Below are 17,579 nucleotides of genomic sequence, written 5' to 3' on the forward strand. Positions count from 1 at the left end.
ACGAACCGATTTGTGCAACAAAGCCTCCATGCACTGCGCAGGACCCAGCTGAACTCATCAATTTGGTTTTCTTTGCTAGCCTTCATGACCGCCGGCTGGACGCTCTGATCACAAGCTCCACAGGTAGTGCTTCCTCAATTGTCGGCTCCGTGCCCGTTTCTATCATCTCGTAGAGTTTCTTGGCGCTCAAAATGCCGAATTCTTTGACATTACAGCGGATTGTCGAAAGAGCCGGGTATACTAGCTGTGCTTCTTCGATGTCGTCAAAGCCAACCAGAAAGAAATCCTTCCCCAACGTGCGCCCTTCTACTGTCAAACCAGAATGCATGCCCATCGCAACAAGGTCATTGAAACAGATCGCCGCTTCTATGTCGGGATAGTCATTAAGCAGGCGCCGCACTGTCTTCCGGCCGAATGCGCGTGTCGATGGTCCATGAAAGATTGCCGTTGGCAAACCATGTCGCGCCATTTCGTCAAGATAGCCGGACATACGCTCTTGGGTAATGGCCAATCCCTCAAGGCCGCCAACAAATGCGATCCTTTCGAATCCCTGTGAGAGCAGATGATGGACCGCCATGTAGCTGCCGGAGCGATAATCGTGACTGAAGAAGGGTAGGGGTGCTGCGCCCGTCTCGATCTGTCGCAACACCTGCAGTGCAGGCAGGCCCATGCGTTCTATGGCCTGAAACCCCTCGCGGCCGTTTCCATGACAGGGCGAGATGATCAGTCCCGAGACATCATGCTCTAGCATCGACATGATCGTTCGCGTCTGGATGTCCGGGTTCTCATCACAGTTGGCGATCACCGTGGCCAGCCCGCGATCTGCCAGCGCCATTTGCACCGACGTTGCAAATTCGGTGAAGAACGGGTTTCGCAGGTCGTTTATGATCAACCCGACCAGACCCGTCCCCGACCCGCGCAATGTCGCTGCCGCGCGGTTGCGCACATATCCCAGGGAGATCATCGCCTCCTGCACTGCTTTGCGGGTTCGGTCTTTCACCAGGGGCGAGTTCTGCAAGACAAGCGAGACCGTCGATTTGGAAACCCGGGCGTGAGAGGCCACGTCCTTGATCGTCGGTTTCTTGTCCACAGCCATCAGCCTATCCCGTAAAGCCCAAGGAGTTGTCGCATTCTTTGGTCGGCAAGAGCTGGTTTGCTCAACATGCCTGCGGTGTCCGCCAGGCGGAACACTTCCGCATAATGCGCGATTTCGCGGCTCGACTGGAAGCCTTGGGGCATGATGAAGTGGCTTTGTGCGCCATTGAGCCACGCCAGAAATGCGATCCCGGCTTTGTAGAACTGGGTCGGTGCCTTGAATATCTCACGGCTTAGCGGCACGGTGGGCGCAAGCAGCTCGTGAAAGCGCCCGTTGTCTCCTTCGGCCAGGGCTTCGAGGGCCTGCGCCGCGGCCGGTGCGATGGCCGCAAAAATGCCCAACAGAGCATGCGAGAAATGCCTGCCATCCCCTTCGATGAGCGCCGTGTAGTTGAAGTCATCGCCCGTGTAGAGGCGAACGCCGTCTGGCAGCCGCGCTCGGAAAGCCTCTTCCCGGGATTGCTCAAGAAGGCTGATCTTGATCCCGTCGATTCTGGGCGCGTGATCTTTGAGGAGAGCCAGCACCGCCTCTGTCGCCGCGTCCAGATCATCATGCCCCCAATACCCTTTCAATGCTGGGTCGAACATGTCGCCGAGCCAATGCAGGATCACGGGATCTGCAGCCTGCTCGATCAGGTGCCCATAGACTTGCGCATAGAATTCCGGCCCGTTCCCCTGAGCGGCCATGGCACGGCTGGCCATGATGATGATCTGGCCACCGGCTTTCTCGATCGCCTCCATCTGTTCGCAATAGGCGGCAATGAGTGCATCAGCGGTCGTCAGATTCCCGGTCGCGACATGATCGGTGCCAGCGCCACAGGCGACCCGAGGGCTTAGTGGATGCGCCTTGGCCTCAACCATCGTGCGTTCGATCAATTCCTTTGCGGTCAACCAGTCAACACCCATGCCGCGCTGGGCGGTATCCATCGCTTCGGCCAATCCCAACCCCTGATCAAACAGGTAGTGACGGAATTTTAGCGTATTGTCCCAGTCAACGGCGGGTTGGCCCAACCATGGATCCCGTTCGGCAAGCGGGTCCGACACCACATGCGCCGCCGCGAATGCGGTTCGATTGAAGGCGTTCTTTGGCGCGCGCGGGGCGATAGGGGTGCCCGACAGCGCATAGGGCTCAAGCGTGCCGGCATATGTGGGGAGCGTCAGCATCGGTCCCTCCTACACATCCAGATCAAGCACAAGGATGCCGTCGACCCCGCCCACGGCGTTTTCGACAAGTTGGGCACCAAGCGCCTTGTGATCCGGGTTGTCCGTGTAGGTCTGCAGCGCATCCCAGCCGTCGAAGTCGATGACGAACCCGTGCATGTAGCCGCGCTCGATCTGTTCGGGGCTTTCTGAGCGGCCACCTGTGAATCCCTGCGCCCCGGGCAACGTTTCAGTCAACGCGGACAGGCCCCGATAAATCTCGGCAATCCTTTCCTCCGTTGCCTCCGGCTTGAACTTGGTCAGAACGATATGGCGGATCATATGGCTATCCCGTGATCATGGCGGATCATGTCGGAGGCTTTCTCGGCGATCATGATGGCCGCGGCGTTGGTGTTGGAGGAGATGACAGTCGGCATGATCGAATTGTCGACCACGCGCAGCTGTTCGATGCCGTTGAAACGCAGGCGCGGGTCCACAACCGCCGCGTCGTCGGCACCCATGCGGCAAGTCCCGGCACAGTGGTGCGAGGTCTTGGAATGCTCGCAGATGAAGTTGAAATAATCCTCGTCCGAAGCGACCCCGGGTCCGGGCAACCGTTCCGCCTTGATAAAGGGTTTGAGCGGCCCCTGAGACAGGATTTTCTGCGTGATCTTCAAACCACGGATCGACATCTCGCGGTCCTGCGGATCTTGCAGGTAGTTCGGGTCGATCAGCGGTGCCTTGGCGGGATCACTGCTTTGCAACCGGACCGTGCCGCGTGACCGTGGACGCAGGTAGCAGGAGTTCAGTGTCACCCCTCCTTGCGGCATCGCTTCCACGCCTTTTTCGATGCCGGTTCCCAGCCCGAGATGGAACTGGATATCAGGAGAACGTGCGTCAGGATCGGCATACCAGAATCCGCCCGTTTCAAAGAGGCTGGACGCGACAGGCCCCTTGCGCGTGAAGATGTATTGCAGACCGGCGATGGCGGATAAGTGCAGTTTGGCGAACCGGTCGTAGGTGTGCGGACCCGAGACCTCGCAAATGCAATAAAGATCAAGGTGATCCTGCAGGTTTTCGCCGACTTGCGGCTGGTCGAGAACCGTGTCGATCCCGAGATTGTTCAGATGGTCTGCGGGGCCGATCCCGGAGAGCTGAAGTAGCCGCGGCGAGCCGATCGCGCCGGACGACAGGATCACCTCGACCTCGGCCATGATCTTGCTGCCGTCCAGCATCTCGACACCCCTGGCGCGCCCGCCTTCCACGATGATCCGGCGCACCTGCGCGCCGAGTTTCCGGGTCAGGTTTCTTCGCCCGAGATTGGGGTTCAGATAGGCCATCGCTGCTGAAGACCGGCGCGCGTCTTTCTGTGTCAGCTGATAATAGGCCGCGCCATCCTGTTTCTCGCCATTTACATCCTCATTCTTTGGGATGCCGACGGCGGCGGCGGCTTCGAAATAGGCGTCACAGATGGGCAGTGGGGCGGCAGGTTGCGACACCCCCAGGGGTCCGCCCTGACCGTGATATCGGTTATTGTAGGTGTCGTTGTCCTCGGCACGCCGGAAGTATGGCAGCACGTCTTCATAGGACCACCCGTCGCAGCCCATCTGACGCCATTCGTCATAATCCAACGCGTTGCCGCGCGTGTAAATCTGGGCGTTGATGGCCGAGCCACCGCCGATCACCTTCGCCTGCGTATAGTTGAAGACGCGGTTTTTCATGTGGCGTTGCGGTGTCGTTTCCCATCCCCAGGACCCGATCCCCTTGGTCATCTTCGCGAAGCCCGCCGGCAGGTGGTAGAAAGGGTGACGGTCGCTGCCGCCCGCTTCAAGCAGGCAAACCGTTGTGTCTGGGTTCTCAGAGAGGCGCGCAGCAAGAACACAGCCGGCAGAGCCACCGCCCACGATGATGAAGTCAAATGTTTCGGCCATGGTTCCCTCTCAAAGCCGATGAATACTCAGACCGCCATCGACAGGGATGACTGCCCCGGTCGAATAGGCCAGTTGTCCTCTGGCAAGTGGCACGACCACTTGGCCGATGTCGCTTGGTTGGCCCCAGCGTTTTGCCGGCACCAGCCCGTCTTTGATCCGGCTGTCGTAGCGGTCGCGCACGCCTGCCGTCATTTCGGTCGCGATGATCCCGGGCCGGAGTTCGAAGACGCCGATGCCGTCCTCGGAGAGTCGCGCCGCGAAGAGCTGTGCCATCATCGCCGCCCCGGATTTCGACAGGCAGTATTCGGCGCGCTCGATCGACACCATTTCGGCGCTGACGGACGTGACAAAAAGGATCGACCGGTAAACGCCGGTATGCGACGCTGACATCCGCCGGGCCGCTTCTTGAGCAAGGAAGAAGGCGCCCCTGAGGTTTACATCCATAACCAGATCGAAACTTTCCGGAAGGATATCCAACATGTCACCGCGCGACGGAGAGGTGATGCCTGCGTTGGAAACCAGGGTTGTAATGGCCCCGTGGGCGGCTTCGACCGCGTCAAACAACTCTGCGATACGATCCAAGTCGCGCAGGTCGTGCTGGTGATAGGTCGAACCGGGCAACGTGCTGAGGGCCGCAATGACATCGGGATCGTCTTCAGGCCGTTCTGCCGCAAGTGCCACGCGACAGCCAGCGCCCGCCAGCGCCCGCGCAATCCCGAGCCCGATGCCCCGCTGGCCGCCTGTTATAAGTGCTACGCCGCTCATGCCGCCAGGTCCGTTTGCTTGATGTGGTCTGCGACGCGCAGCGCTTGTGCGGCTATTGTGAGTGCAGGGTTCACCGCGGCCGAGTTCGGCAGGAAGCTTGCATCGACGACAAAGAGGTTTGGGTGGTCATGTGTGCGGCACCATATGTCCAGAACGCTTTTGTCTGGGTCTGTGCCGAAGCGAGCGGTTCCACATTGGTGGGACGGCACTGTCCGGTCAAAGGCGCGGCTCAGGACGAGCGGCCATCCCGCTTTGCGCAGGATCGACTTGAAGCGGCGCAGCAGATGCAGATGCGCCTCCCAATTGGAGCGTTTCCAGTCCAGAACAATGCGATCGCCCCTGACTGTGACCCGGCTTTCCGGATCGGGCAGATCCTCGCTCATCAAATACCAGTCGATCGAACGTCCCGCGAGCCAGCGTGCTGCTGGCCCTGGTAATCTGACCTGGCTGGCAAGGATTGGCGCGGTTATCTTGCCCAGTAGCTGGATGTTGCCCAGCGGTTCGCCTCCCGGGCCGCCCGAAAGGTAGAAATCGTTGAAACACAAGGTCTTTTGATAGACGGACGGATTCTTACGGAACGGATGAAGCGACATCACCGCATGGGTGTTATGGTTCATGAAATTCCGCCCGACCTGATCTGAGCGATTGGCAAGACCAGTTGGAAAGCTGTCATTCGCGGACCGCAGCAAAAGCGCTGCTGAATTCACCGCGCCCGCTGAAAGCACCACTGTTTTTGCCGCGATGCGGCACGGGCCGCTGTCCTTGATGAATTCTGCGCCCTCGATCTGGCCATCTGCGCGGGTGAGGAGCCGAGTTACTTTGCATCCCGTCTCCAGCCGGACCGAGTTGTGCCGCAGAGCGATCTTAAGTCCCACGCTTTCCGCGTCTTTCTTGCCGTCACCGGTGTTGGGAAATGCATCCCACGGTGTGGCGCCACCTGCGAGCCAGGCGTCGATATCCACGCCTAGGGGCAAATGCGCAGGCGTCAGACCCTGTCCGGCCAATCGCCTGGCCGCATCTGCAATGGCAGGTTCGTGCGGCACGGGCGGAAACGCATATGAACCCGAATGCGGAGGCTCGGTGGGATCTTCGTCGAGAGAGCCTCGCACCTCGTACATGTCTTCGGCCTTCTGATACCAGGGCTCGAAGTCTTCATAGGAAATCGGCCAGCCGGGCGATGTCCCGCCCATATGTTGCAGGGCGCAAAAATCCTTTGACCTGTAGCGGAACATGACAGCGCCGTAGAGTTTCGAATTGCCCCCCACGAAGTAATAGTTCCCGGGATTGAAGGTGTTTCCCTTGGAGTCATCCCAGGTTTCATCGTTTCGGAACGTTCCAAAATTGAAAATAGAAAAAGCGTCCCGTGTGTCTGCGGTGTCTTTGATCCGTTCACCACGTTCCAGAATTGTGATCCGGGCACCCGAAGGCGCTAGGGCAGCCGCACATGTCGCGCCGCCCATTCCGGACCCGATGATGAGAACGTCCGTGTCCATCAGAGGATGCGCGCCTCAGTCTTGGGGTCAAAAACCACGGCCTTTTCCATGTTGATCGCAAAGGTTGTCTCACGACCCGCAGCGACATCCGCGTCGGCCCGCATGCGCCCGACACATTCCGCGCCGCCGATCGTGGTGGTCACGAAGGTATCGGACCCTGCAGGTTCGGTCACGGTTACAGTGTTTTTTACCTGCTCCACATGGGTGGAGCGCTGGTCGGCGCCTTCTACATCCGTGAGCGATTCAGGGCGAATGCCCAGTGTGACCGCTTGCCCTTCATAGCTCTTGAGACCTGCGCTCGGCTCGAAGAAGGCCAGACTAATCTCTCCTCCTTTGTCGTCATGCGTGTCCGCATAGACGGCGTTGCCATCCACACGAACATTCGCGTCGATCAGGTTCATCGACGGCGATCCCATGAAGGTTGCGACAAACAGGTTGGCCGGCGTGTCATAGATCTCTTTAGGCGTGCCGAGTTGTTGGACATACCCACCGTTCATAACCGCAATCCGTGTTGACAGCGTCATCGCTTCGATCTGGTCGTGGGTCACATAGACGATCGTGGTGCCAAGGTTCTGGTGCAGCTTTTTGATTTCGGTGCGCATGTCGACGCGCAGCTTGGCGTCAAGGTTCGAAAGCGGTTCGTCAAAGAGAAACACGTCCGGGTTCCGCACCAGAGCACGGCCCATCGCAACACGCTGCCGCTGACCACCGGACAGTTGGCCCGGCTTGCGTTCGAGCAATAGTTCGATCTGCAGGAGCTTCGCTACGTCTGCCATCGCTTTGTCACGCTCCGGCTTGGGCACCCCGTGCATTTCGAGCCCAAAGGTGATGTTCTGCCCCACCGTCATGTTGGGGTAGAGCGCATAAGACTGGAACACCATGGCGATGTTTCGGTTTGACGGGTGCACCCCGTTCATCACCGCGTCCTTGATACGGATCTCGCCGCTGGTGATGTCCTCAAGCCCGGCGATCATGTTGAGCAACGTGGATTTGCCACAGCCGGACGGGCCGACGAGAACGAGGAACTCGCCTTCCTGTACCGAGATGTCGACTTTGTGCAGGACTTCGACAGACCCGTAGGATTTGGTCGCGTTGTCGATATCGAGAAAGCCCATATTCTTATCCTTTCACGGAGCCGGCCATCAGACCGCGGACGAAGTAGCGGCCGGCCACGATGTAGACGAGCAAGGTTGGAAGAGCGGCGAGGATCGCCCCGGCAAAATGAACGTTGTACTCTTTCACGCCGGTCGATGATTGCACGAGATTGTTGAGCGCCACGGTCATCGGGGCTCCCTCTCCGCTCGCGAACGAAGCGCCAAAGAGGAAGTCATTCCAGATATTCGTGAACTGCCAGATGACACAAACCACCGCGATCGGGCCCGACGACGGCAGAAGAATACGCCAGAATATCTGGAAGAAACTGGCCCCGTCTATCTGTGCCGCGCGCACCAATTCGGTCGGAAAGACCGCGTAGTAGTTGCGGAAATAGAGTGTCGAGAACCCGAGACCGTAAACCACGTGCACCAGAACCAGACCGGCCGTCGAACCGGCGAGGCCAAGAAAGCCGAGCACAGCGGCCATCGGGATCAGCACGATCTGGAAGGGAATGAAGCAGGCAAAGAGCATCAGCCCAAAGAGGATGGTGTCGAAGCGGAAGCGCCATTTGGTAAGTACGTAACCATTGAGCGCGCCCAGGATCGTCGAGATTGCCACCGCCGGAACAACCATCGAAATTGAGTTCCAGAAGTAAGGCCGTAGGCCTGTGGGCTCGACGCCGATCTGCGCGGTTGACCAGGCCTTCAGCCAGGGTTCAATGGTCCAGATCTGCGGTAGGGACATCATACCGCCACCGGTGATCTCGGGCAGAGGTTTGAGCGAGTTCACCATCATCACGTAGAGCGGCAGCAGGTAGAAGAGGGCAAAGAGCACCAGAACGAGATAGATCAGTGTCCGGGTCACGCGCCCTGTGCGGATTGCGGTATCAGTGCTTGAGACAGCCATCACTTCTTCTCCCGGAGTTCAGCGTAGAGATAGGGGATCATAATTGCCGCGATGGTCATCAGCATGATCACCGCAGAAGACGCCCCGATGCCCATCTGGTTGCGACTGAAAGTGTAGGAATACATGAAGGTCGCTGGCAGCTCTGTTGCCCGGCCCGGTCCGCCACCGGTCATCGCGATGACAAGGTCGAAGGTTTTGATCGCGAGGTGCGCGAGGATCACGAAAGCCGACAGGAACGCAGGGCGCAGCTGCGGGATGATGATCCTGCGGTAGAGGTTCCAGTTGGACGCACCATCCATTTGCGCCGCTTTGAGGATCTCGTTGTCAATGCCGCGCAAGCCCGCGAGGAACATTGCCATAACGAAACCGCTGGACTGCCAGACAGCGGCCAGGACGACGGTGTAAATCGCAAAGTCGCGGTTTTTGATCCAATCGAAGGTGAAGCTGGTCCAGCCCCATGTCTGCACGATGTTTTCAAGCCCGATCGCTGGATCGAGGAACCATTTCCAGGCGGTGCCCGTCACGATGAAGCTGAGCGCCATCGGGTAAAGGTAGAGGGGACGCAGAACGCCTTCGCCACGAATTTTCTGGTCCAGGAAAATCGCGAGCATCAGGCCCAGGGCTGAACAGATCACGATGTAGAGCCCCGCAAAGATCGCCATGTTGGTCAGCGCGATTTCCCAATGCGAGAGACTAAAGAGTTTCTGGTAGTTGGAAAAGCCAATCAAGTCATAAGCGGGCACGCCGCCATTGCCGACGAAGGGCAGAATGCGGCTATCCGTGAAGGAAACGTATATCGTGAACAGGATGAAACCGTACACGAAGAAGAAGATCAGCGCGAGAGACGGCGACAAAACGAGCTTCGGCAGCAGGTTCTGAAGGCGTGTCTGGAAATCCGCATCGGGTCGGGCCGACATGGCATGTTCCCCCAGGTAGGTATCGGCGAGTGGAGTGCGGGGCAGCCCGAAAGGCCACCCCACGGGAGGATTACTGAGCGATCGACACAGCGTCGACGAGTTCTTCAACCGCCGTTTCGCTGTCGTATTCACCGTTGAAGTGCGCGGTCACGACGTCGTAGATCGCGTTCTTCACACCAGCCGGATTGGCGTGGCCATGTGCCATGGAACCAAAGAGGTTGCCGGACGCAGCCGCCGCGGCCAGATCCTTCATGCCCTGCTTGCCGCACGCGTCAAAATCGGCGTCCGACACGTCGGTGCGCGCAGGAACGGAGCCCTTGACCACGTTGAAGGCAGACTGGAACGATGGCGAGAGGATGGCCGATGCCAGTGCCGCTTGTTCTTCTGACACAACGCCGCCCTGATCGAACATCATGAACTGGTCAGCGTTGAAGGTGACCTGATCTTGCGTGCCCGGGAACCGGAAGCACAGGAAGTCCTGCCCGGGAACCTTATCAGCGTTCAGGAATTCACCCTTGGCCCAGTCGCCCATCATTTGGAAACCCGCTTCGCCGTTGATGACCATTGCGGTTGCGAGGTTCCAGTCGCGGCCAGAGAAATTGTCGTCCACGTTCGCGCGGATGAAAGCCATGCGGTCGAAGGCTTGTTTCATGGTGTCCGAACCAAGCGCCTCTTCGTCCATATCGATGAAGGCTGCTTTGTAAAAGTCCGGCCCGCCTGTGGACATCGCGACAGCGTCAAAAACGGTCGCATCCTGCCAAGCCTGACCACCATGTGCGATCGGTGTGACGCCTGCGGCGCTCAGCGTCTCAACGGCCGCAACGAAGTCTTCCCATGTTTCCGGGACGGCGATGCCATTCGCGTCCAGAACGGCTTTGTTCGCCCAGACCCAGTTTGTGGAATGCACGTTGACGGGAGCCGAGATCCACTTGCCGTCATATTTTGCAAAAGCCTGAAGCGCTGCCGGCACAACATCGTCCCAGCCTTCCTGGGCTGCAACTTCGTTCAAATCCGCCAGCGCGCCTTGCGCACCCCAATCGAGGATGTCGAAGCCAAGGGCCTGAACAGCTGTCGGCGCGTCGCCCGACGTGACACGGGCGCGCAGAACGGTCATCGCTTCGGTTCCGCCGCCGCCAGCAACCGGCATGTCCTGCCAGCCAATGCCCTGCGATTCAAGGTCGCCCTTAAGCACATTGAGCGCCGCGGCTTCACCGCCAGACGTCCACCAGTGAAGCACTTCAACTTCTGCGGCCTGTGCAACACTGCCCGCAATTGCAAGTGCCGCGAGGGCGGACGTTGTTGTTTTCATCAATTTACGCATGGTTTCCTCCCGTTTTGCGTAGTGTCGTTGCGAATCCCTTCGCATCGATTTGTCAGACCCACATCTGCCGCGTTTTGCCGATGCGCATCTGAACAGTTTTGGTCTCCAAGAACTCATCGATCCCGTTATGCCCCAGCTCGCGCCCGAGCCCGCTTTCTTTCACGCCACCGAATGGCAACTCCGGAAATCCGTCCATCCAGGTATTTGTCCAGACGGTCCCCGCCTGAGCTTTGCGCGCGAATTCAAGGCAGGTGTGTACGTTCTCGCTCCAGACACCCGCTGACAACCCATAGGACGCGCCGTTGACCAACGCGATGGCTTCCTCAAATGTCTTGAATGTCAGGACCGACAGCACCGGCCCGAAGACCTCTTCATTCGCAATCGCCATTTCGGGCGTGACGCTGGCGACGACCGTAGGCTGATAAAACTGTCCGTCCAACCCATCCAGTTCGATTGCCGCCCCGCCGAGCAGCACCTCGGCGCCTTCACGCGCCGCACCCTTCACGTAGCCATCGATTTTTGACTGGTGTTCAGGTGAAATGATCGCACCTACCTTCGTTTCGCGGTTGAGCGGATCGCCAAATGGCACCTTGCGTGACAGGGCCACAACTTTGTCGTTGAGCGCATCGGCCACATCTTCGTGCACAATGATCCGCGAGCCAGAATTACAGCATTCGCCCGCATTGAAATAGACTCCGAAAACGATGGCGTCGGCGGCCTGATCAAGATCGGCGTCAGGAAAGATAACCTGCGGGTTTTTCCCGCCGAGCTCAAGTGACACTTTCTTCAGGGTCTTCGCCGTCGCGGCCACGATCGCTTTACCAACTGCGGTTGATCCGGTGAATGAAACCATATCGACGTCCGGATGCGTGGTCATCATTGCGCCAATCGGATCGCCATAGCCCAGTACGATATTCGCGACCCCAGCGGGCAGGCCCGCCTCGACAAGCAACTCGCCCAGGATCACCGTTGTCGCTGACGTCATCTCTGAGGGTTTCACGACCGCCGTGCAGCCTGCCGCCAGTGCAAAAGGCAGCTTCTGCGAGATGATGAGGAACGGGAAATTCCACGGCGTGATCAGCGAGACCACTCCGATGGGTTCTTTCAGCACCATGCCCAGCATATCGGGTCCAAGCGCGTTCTGGCTGTCACCCCGGATGTTCCACGCAAGCGTCGCCGCATAGCGCCAGATGTCTGCGGCGCCCTGAATCTCGGCTTCGGCCTGCGCGATGGGCTTGCCGCTTTCCAGTGTTTCATAAAGCGCTATCCTCGCGCGGTTTTCATCGATCAGGTCGGCGACCTTGTTCAGGAACTTGGCACGGTCGGCGCCCGGAATATCGGACCAGCGACCGTCGTCGAACGCCCTGCGCGCGGCGGCAATCGCCTGTTCAGCCTCGGCCATTCCTCCTTTCGCAACGCTACTGACCAGTTGTCCCGTGGATGGCGAGCGGCGCTCAAAGGTCTCGCCCGAGGCCGAAGAAACCCATTCGCCATCGATCAAATGCCGCAGCGAGAGCACCTGCGCTTCGTTATTGGTCGCAGCGCTTCCGGCAATCAGGGTCAAATCATGTGTGCTCACGGTCAAATTTTCCCGAAGTCTGGTTTTCGTTTTTCACTAAAGGCCGCGACTCCCTCTGCCTTTTCGGCAGAGTCTGCGAGAGCGGCACCCGCTATGATTTCCATATTGGCGGCGCGATCTTCGCCCAAGGCTGCGGCAATCATCCATTTTGCCGTCTCGGTCGCCTGTGGCGCATTGCCGGAAATGCGCTCGGCGATTTCCCTAGCTGCGCCCAGGGGATCTTCGGACACAGCGTTCAAGAAGCCAAGCTGGTAAGCGCGCTCCGCGCTCAGCCTCGCGCCGGTTAGGGCCATTTCCTTTAGCACGGCCGACGGCAACTGCGTGGCGATGCGTTGAGTGCCAGACCAACCGGGCACGATGCCAACGCCCGTTTCCGGTAGGGCAAATGTCGCCTTCGGCCCTGCCACGCGCATATCGCAGGTGGCCGCAAGTTCCAGGCCGCCGCCGAACGCATGGCCATGCAAGACACCAATGACCGGCGCGGGTAATCGCGCAATACGATCAAAGACACGGTGCCCCATGCGCACCCAGTCCCGCGCAAAGCTGCGCCCGTCCAGCACGGCCCACTCCTTGATATCGGCGCCAACGCAAAAGGCGCGCTTGCCCGTTGCGGTCAGCAGGACCGCACGCACGGATTTGTCGGCCTCGATAGCGGCCGCGTGCGCGTCCAACTGCTCAATCATCGCGAGGTTCAGCGCGTTCAGTTTGGTGGGGTTGTCGAGCCTGATCTCGGCAACCGGGCCTTCGATATGAAGGTAAACCGCGCTCACAGCGTCAGCCCCATCGGGCCGTCTGCAAGCAGCGAAACCGGCATAGGCGAGGCGTTGCCACAGACCCGAACGCGCCCTTCGGAAGCTTGTACAATATCCGTGTCTGGTTCGATGCCCGGCATGATCTCGGTCGCGACCAGGCCGTCCTCTTCCAATCGCATCACGCAGCGCTCGGTGACGTAGAGCGCCTCCTGCCCACGGGACCGGGCGCGGCGACCTGCAAAAGTCACATGCTCCACCTCGTCGACCATTTTGGTGAACTTGCCCTTTTGCGCCACGCGAATGCCCTCGGTGCTCAGGTCGAGCTTTGCGCCAGCCTCGAAGTAACCCGAGAAGACAATCTTCTTGGCGTTTGCCGTGATGTCCACAAAGCCACCACAGCCTGCGGTGAGATAGGGCTTCTTTCCCAGTTTAGAGACATTCACGTTTCCGTCGCGATCTACTTCGAGGAAAGACAAGAACGAGATATCGAAGCCACCGCCCTGAAAATACATGAACTGCTGCGGCGAGGGCAGGATCGCGTCGGCGTTCGAGGCGCATCCAAAAGCAAAACCGGTCAGCGGCACGCCGCCGACAGCGCCCTGTTCGATCGCCCAGGTCACTGCCTGCGGGTAGCCTTCCTCCAGAAGGATGCGCGGCACGTTTGCCGAGATGCCAAAACCGAGATTCGCGCTGTCACCCATGGACAATTCCATCGCTGCGCGGCGCGCAATGATCTTTTCGATCCCGGGTTCTGCGTTCGAGAAGCTGTTCCAAGGGCGCATTATTTCACCGGAAATCGCCGGGTCATAGGCAGTTTCCGTTGTCTGCTTCTGGTCGTGATCAACGACAACGACGTCGACAAGATGGCCGGGCACATGCACATCATGTGGCCGCAGAGACCCCGACGCAGTCAGGCGCTTGACCTGTGCGATGACAATGCCGCCGTGGTTGCGCACGGCAATCGCCTGATCAAGGGCGCCGAGCGTCGCCCCTTCATGTTCGAAGGTCAGGTTGCCGGTCTCATCCGCCGTGGTTGCGCGAATAATCGCGACATTCGGCACGATGTTGGGGAAATGCAACCAGGTCTCGCCGCCCATTTCGTGTCGATGCACAATGGGCGACGACGCGGCGCGGTCGTTCATCGCGCAGCCTTCCCGCGCCGGATCAACGAAGGTTTCCATCCCCACCTGTGTCAGCACGCCAGGGCGCCGCGCCGCTACATCCCGATGCATGTCGAACATGATCCCCGAGGGTACGTTGTAGGCGGCAATCCTGTTGTCAACGATCATCCGCCAGATCTCGGGCATCTCCATCGAAGACGGACCGCTCGGATACGAGCCCGCCAAAATGCGGCTCAACAGGCCCTCCTTGGCGATATGGTCGACGCCCTTGATCCCGTACATGTCGCCTGCGGCGATGGGGTGCAGCGTGGTCAGGTTGCGGGGACGCCCTTCCGCCTCGAAGCGCTCACCAAGCGCTTTGAGTACGAGATCCGGGCAGCCCAGACCGGAAGACGACGATACAGTAACGACATCTTCGTCCTTGATGCGCGCGACCGCGTCGCTTGCGTCGACGATTTTCCCCATCTCAGATGCCTCCGTAATCGACGGCCACGCGGGCGCCAGATGTTGCGGATTTCTTGACCGCTGCTGCCACGGCCAGCGATTTCACGCCGTCGACACCGGTCGCCGCAGGCGTGCCTTTTCCGGCGCAGGCGTCCACATATAGACCAACAGCGCGTGTGTAGAGATTGTGGTCACTGAAGGGTACGGTTTCTTGGCCCGATTCCGTCACCAGCCTGATCTCACCGATCGATTGCTGGGTCATAACGTTCCTGGCGAAAATGGATCCTTCGGTGCCATGCACCTCGAACCCGGTACCCGCGTGCCGGATCGTGAAACCTTCGTGCGTCTGGACCGTCACACCGGACGGCATTTGCCAGACGCTCATCACGCTGTCTTCCACGCCCTGCCCAAGGCTGTCAGCCCGCTCCATGGCCATGACCTCCGCGGGGTCTTCATCGAGGTGGAAACGTACGGTGTCGGCATCATGCACCACGATATCGGGAATGACGCCGCCACCCGCCTCGGGGTTGTCGATCCGCCAGCCCTGCAGATGAGGCGGCAGATACACGGCATGCGCCACACGGATGGCCTGCACTTTTCCGACCCGTCCTGACGCTATCAGGTCTTTTATTTTCAGGTGCGAGCCCGCATTGCGCAAATGGTGGTTTGTCGCAAATTGGACACCGGCAGCTTCGGCTGCACGTACCATGGTGATCGCATCCTCAACGGTCATGGCCAATGGCTTTTCGCACAAGACATGCTTTCCAGCTTCGATTGCGGCCATTGCCTGCGGGAAGTGCTTCTCGTTCGTGGTCGAGATGTAGACAGCGTCTACGTCTTGAGCGAGCTGTTCATCCAGGTCGGTGAATGCTTCAGGGATATCATGTTCGCCAGCATAGGCTTTCCCGCGCTCCGCGCTACTGCTGAGCACGGATGCGACGCGGTTGCCAGCTTGCGCCCGGATTGCATCAATCATGAATTGCGAAGCAATTGTGCTCGCGCCAATCAATGCCCACTGCATCGCTGATACCCTCTTTCTCCGTGATTTGGAACGTTCCAAATTCTTAGCAGAACTAATCGCTGGAACGTTCCAATTTGTCAACGGGTATTTTCCCTTCTTTTTGTCAACGCCAGCCAGAAGTCATAGAAAGCCAAGGCAGGTTCAGTGCAACTCATTCCGTATAGTCAATCACTTACATGTGCTTATTGCTTCGCTAGACGGATTAAAGAAAGGCGGAGTGAATCATCATCTCTCGGTGTCGCTTGATATTGCAAGGAGCCCCGCGCGAACCTGATCATCCGACATGCCCGTTGCACAGCCGCCCTTCAGGGGCTGTCATTGACCCTGTTCTTCCTGGTCGAGGCCACGACCCGCGATATCAACCGCGCGCAAATATACGCGTGGAAGAAGGGTACCAAAACCATCTACTACGTGCGCCTGCGCCAGGAAACCCTTGAAGGGACCGAGGTGCAGGGCTGCGTATCCTGCACGCTGTAGGGGGAAGTGAAATGAAAGGTATGATCCAAACCAAGATCCCCCGCGCCATCAACTGGAACCGGCTGGAAGATGAAAAGGACCTTGAGGTCTGGAACCGCCTGACGGTAAATCTCTGGCTGCCCGAAAAGGTGCCGCTGTCCAACGACATCCAAAGCTGGGCCAAGTTGACGGGTCACGAGAAACAACTGATGATCCGCTTCTTCACGGGCCTGACCTTGCTTGACACAATTCAGAATACGGTCGGCGCCCCGCCTCTGATGCCAGACGCGGTAAAGCGCCTTAAGAACGAGGCCTAGTTGCTCATCTGTCATGGAGCGCAGATATGCATAACAATTACTGCACTTAAATGCCTGGCTAATAGCTGACATTACAGCGAGTAGGGCAGGATTGAGAGGTACAGAAATGCTTGGCGTTCGGGTCAGCAATGCGTGGCGCAGCCCGTTGAGCAGACTCAAGAAAGTCGCCGGTCGAGTCAAAGATGCTCGCCATTCCACAGCATCGAATGACCGCAAAGCGGGCTGCGACCGCAGCATTCTAAAGTCCCGGCCGACGGCAGCTTCGGGCCGATCAAGTTCTTTATCTTTGCAATCCGCTATTCTGCGCTTGGAGCATCAACTGATACCATTAATCCTCGCCAGCCATAAAGGACGCGAAGGCATCCTTGTAGTCCGGATGCCAGCGGCTGAGCGCAGGGCGATTTTCGATCAGATCTGCCAGGTTCCACGCTATGCGCTTTTCGTCGATATCCCGCGTTACATCGTTGTCCGGGCAAAGGATGTAAAAATCACCCCGGTTCACACTGTCGACGAAGAAATCAACGGTCTGCTCAGCGGTCCAGGCAGAGGCGGGTTTTTCCGGTGCCGAGATCATGCCTGTGTAGACAAAGCCGGGAACCAGCAGGTGGGCTGTTATTTTGTGGCCCGGGCCGGTTCTTAACTCGTGTGACAGCGCCTCGGTAAAGGCCTTCAAAGCCGCTTTTGAAACGTTGTAGGCCGGGTTTCCGGGCGGGGTGGTGATACCCTGTTTCGAGCCGGTGTTGATGATTGCACCCGGTCTGCCTCTGGCGATCATGTTCGGGGCAAAGACCTGCGTGCCGTGGATCGGACCCCAGAGATTGACGCCCAGCATTTTCTCCCATGGTTGCGCGGTATCCAATGTGAATGACTTGCCGCCCACACCGGCGTTGTTCATCAGGATATCCGTGCCACCGAAACGGTCCGTCACCTGCTTTTCAAGCGCTTCCAGTTGCGCGCGATCGCTGACATCGACCTCGGCGGTCATCACATCCGCAGCACCGGCGGCTCTGATTTGATCTGCGGCGGCGGACAGCTTTGCTGCATCCCGGTCGACGACAACCACGCGCATACCCATCTGAGCGAATTTCAATGCGGCAGCGAGACCGATGCCGGATGCCCCACCAGTGATGACTGCAACTGAATCAGAGTTGAAAGCGGGATGGGTCATACAGTGCACCTTTTCGTTTGCGGAATTCAGGCGGCAAGCCCGGACGCGTATCAGGGCC

Annotated in this window: 15 protein-coding genes and 2 pseudogenes; 2 read left to right on the forward strand and 15 right to left on the reverse strand. The window is 58.8% G+C overall.

Annotation, left to right across the window (positions count from 1 at the left end):
• Positions 1-82: 82 nt before the first annotated feature.
• From Q5Y75_RS14815 to Q5Y75_RS14880, 14 genes are all read right to left on the reverse strand, one after another.
• Positions 83-1,096: a LacI family DNA-binding transcriptional regulator gene (locus Q5Y75_RS14815; RefSeq protein WP_306198807.1), complete on the reverse strand. Its 1,014-nt coding sequence runs from the start codon at positions 1,094-1,096 to the stop codon at positions 83-85.
• Positions 1,096-2,259: a dihydrodipicolinate synthase family protein gene (locus Q5Y75_RS14820; protein WP_306198808.1), complete on the reverse strand. Its 1,164-nt coding sequence runs from the start codon at positions 2,257-2,259 to the stop codon at positions 1,096-1,098. The genes Q5Y75_RS14815 and Q5Y75_RS14820 overlap by 1 nt, the downstream gene beginning before the upstream one ends.
• A gap of 9 nt (positions 2,260-2,268) precedes the next feature.
• Complete coding sequence (locus Q5Y75_RS14825) at positions 2,269-2,577, reverse strand: Dabb family protein (RefSeq protein WP_306198810.1); 309 nt, start codon at positions 2,575-2,577, stop codon at positions 2,269-2,271.
• Positions 2,574-4,166 carry a GMC family oxidoreductase gene (locus tag Q5Y75_RS14830; protein WP_306198812.1) on the reverse strand — a complete coding sequence of 531 codons (1,593 nt, stop codon included), beginning with the start codon at positions 4,164-4,166 and terminating at the stop codon, positions 2,574-2,576. The genes Q5Y75_RS14825 and Q5Y75_RS14830 overlap by 4 nt, the downstream gene beginning before the upstream one ends.
• A gap of 9 nt (positions 4,167-4,175) precedes the next feature.
• Positions 4,176-4,931, reverse strand: coding sequence for a 3-ketoacyl-ACP reductase (locus Q5Y75_RS14835; RefSeq protein WP_306198813.1), 756 nt, complete (start codon positions 4,929-4,931; stop codon positions 4,176-4,178).
• Positions 4,928-6,424 (reverse strand): FAD-dependent oxidoreductase, encoded by a 1,497-nt coding sequence (locus tag Q5Y75_RS14840; RefSeq protein WP_306198815.1) that lies wholly within the window; start codon positions 6,422-6,424, stop codon positions 4,928-4,930. Before Q5Y75_RS14840 ends, Q5Y75_RS14835 begins: the two co-directional genes overlap by 4 nt.
• Entirely contained in the window at positions 6,424-7,539 is a 1,116-nt protein-coding gene (locus tag Q5Y75_RS14845) for an ABC transporter ATP-binding protein (protein ID WP_306198817.1), read from the reverse strand. Before Q5Y75_RS14845 ends, Q5Y75_RS14840 begins: the two co-directional genes overlap by 1 nt.
• A gap of 4 nt (positions 7,540-7,543) precedes the next feature.
• Positions 7,544-8,425: a carbohydrate ABC transporter permease gene (locus tag Q5Y75_RS14850; protein ID WP_306198819.1), complete on the reverse strand. Its 882-nt coding sequence runs from the start codon at positions 8,423-8,425 to the stop codon at positions 7,544-7,546.
• The gene (locus Q5Y75_RS14855; RefSeq protein WP_306198821.1) at positions 8,425-9,342 is read right to left on the reverse strand and encodes a carbohydrate ABC transporter permease; all 918 of its coding nucleotides are present in this window, start codon (positions 9,340-9,342) and stop codon (positions 8,425-8,427) included. Before Q5Y75_RS14855 ends, Q5Y75_RS14850 begins: the two co-directional genes overlap by 1 nt.
• A 70-nt stretch (positions 9,343-9,412) precedes the next feature.
• Complete coding sequence (locus tag Q5Y75_RS14860) at positions 9,413-10,663, reverse strand: ABC transporter substrate-binding protein (RefSeq protein ID WP_306198822.1); 1,251 nt, start codon at positions 10,661-10,663, stop codon at positions 9,413-9,415.
• A 52-nt stretch (positions 10,664-10,715) separates the two neighbouring features.
• Positions 10,716-12,242 (reverse strand): aldehyde dehydrogenase family protein, encoded by a 1,527-nt coding sequence (locus Q5Y75_RS14865; RefSeq protein ID WP_306198824.1) that lies wholly within the window; start codon positions 12,240-12,242, stop codon positions 10,716-10,718.
• A gap of 2 nt (positions 12,243-12,244) precedes the next feature.
• On the reverse strand, positions 12,245-13,012 hold the full coding sequence (locus Q5Y75_RS14870; protein WP_306198826.1) for an enoyl-CoA hydratase/isomerase family protein: 768 nt from the start codon (positions 13,010-13,012) through the stop codon (positions 12,245-12,247).
• Positions 13,009-14,580: an acyl CoA:acetate/3-ketoacid CoA transferase gene (locus Q5Y75_RS14875; protein WP_306198827.1), complete on the reverse strand. Its 1,572-nt coding sequence runs from the start codon at positions 14,578-14,580 to the stop codon at positions 13,009-13,011. The genes Q5Y75_RS14870 and Q5Y75_RS14875 overlap by 4 nt, the downstream gene beginning before the upstream one ends.
• Before the next feature lies 1 nt (position 14,581).
• Positions 14,582-15,661, reverse strand: a complete 1,080-nt coding sequence (locus Q5Y75_RS14880; protein ID WP_306198830.1) for a Gfo/Idh/MocA family protein — start codon at positions 15,659-15,661, stop codon at positions 14,582-14,584.
• Positions 15,662-15,886: 225 nt separating this feature from the next.
• Here Q5Y75_RS14880 and Q5Y75_RS14885 point away from each other — a divergent pair.
• Together Q5Y75_RS14885 and Q5Y75_RS14890 are read left to right on the forward strand one after the other, a co-directional pair.
• Positions 15,887-16,057, forward strand: a pseudogene (locus tag Q5Y75_RS14885) (ribonucleotide reductase barrel domain-containing protein); the annotation flags it as partial.
• 11 nt (positions 16,058-16,068) lie between these two features.
• Positions 16,069-16,329: pseudogene (locus Q5Y75_RS14890) on the forward strand (ribonucleotide-diphosphate reductase subunit beta); the annotation flags it as partial.
• A gap of 352 nt (positions 16,330-16,681) precedes the next feature.
• Here the strand turns inward: Q5Y75_RS14890 and Q5Y75_RS14895 are convergent.
• Positions 16,682-17,521 carry an SDR family NAD(P)-dependent oxidoreductase gene (locus Q5Y75_RS14895; RefSeq protein WP_306198832.1) on the reverse strand — a complete coding sequence of 280 codons (840 nt, stop codon included), beginning with the start codon at positions 17,519-17,521 and terminating at the stop codon, positions 16,682-16,684.
• Positions 17,522-17,579 lie beyond the last annotated feature (58 nt).

It is taken from the genome of Ruegeria discodermiae, from assembly GCF_030758345.1.
Lineage (GTDB): Bacteria > Pseudomonadota > Alphaproteobacteria > Rhodobacterales > Rhodobacteraceae > Ruegeria_C.

Excerpts from the sequence above, each read along its gene's own strand:
- Q5Y75_RS14895 (WP_306198832.1), bottom strand. The coding sequence starts at position 17,521 with ATGACCCATCCCGCTTTCAACTCTGATTCAGTTGCAGTCATCACTGGT.
- Q5Y75_RS14815 (WP_306198807.1), bottom strand. The coding sequence starts at position 1,096 with ATGGCTGTGGACAAGAAACCGACGATCAAGGACGTGGCCTCTCACGCC.
- Q5Y75_RS14845 (WP_306198817.1), bottom strand. The coding sequence starts at position 7,539 with ATGGGCTTTCTCGATATCGACAACGCGACCAAATCCTACGGGTCTGTC.
- Q5Y75_RS14840 (WP_306198815.1), bottom strand. The coding sequence starts at position 6,424 with ATGGACACGGACGTTCTCATCATCGGGTCCGGAATGGGCGGCGCGACA.
- Q5Y75_RS14875 (WP_306198827.1), bottom strand. The coding sequence starts at position 14,580 with ATGGGGAAAATCGTCGACGCAAGCGACGCGGTCGCGCGCATCAAGGAC.
- Q5Y75_RS14820 (WP_306198808.1), bottom strand. The coding sequence starts at position 2,259 with ATGCTGACGCTCCCCACATATGCCGGCACGCTTGAGCCCTATGCGCTG.
- Q5Y75_RS14825 (WP_306198810.1), bottom strand. The coding sequence starts at position 2,577 with ATGATCCGCCATATCGTTCTGACCAAGTTCAAGCCGGAGGCAACGGAG.
- Q5Y75_RS14855 (WP_306198821.1), bottom strand. The coding sequence starts at position 9,342 with ATGTCGGCCCGACCCGATGCGGATTTCCAGACACGCCTTCAGAACCTG.
- Q5Y75_RS14860 (WP_306198822.1), bottom strand. The coding sequence starts at position 10,663 with ATGCGTAAATTGATGAAAACAACAACGTCCGCCCTCGCGGCACTTGCA.
- Q5Y75_RS14835 (WP_306198813.1), bottom strand. The coding sequence starts at position 4,931 with ATGAGCGGCGTAGCACTTATAACAGGCGGCCAGCGGGGCATCGGGCTC.
- Q5Y75_RS14830 (WP_306198812.1), bottom strand. The coding sequence starts at position 4,166 with ATGGCCGAAACATTTGACTTCATCATCGTGGGCGGTGGCTCTGCCGGC.
- Q5Y75_RS14850 (WP_306198819.1), bottom strand. The coding sequence starts at position 8,425 with ATGGCTGTCTCAAGCACTGATACCGCAATCCGCACAGGGCGCGTGACC.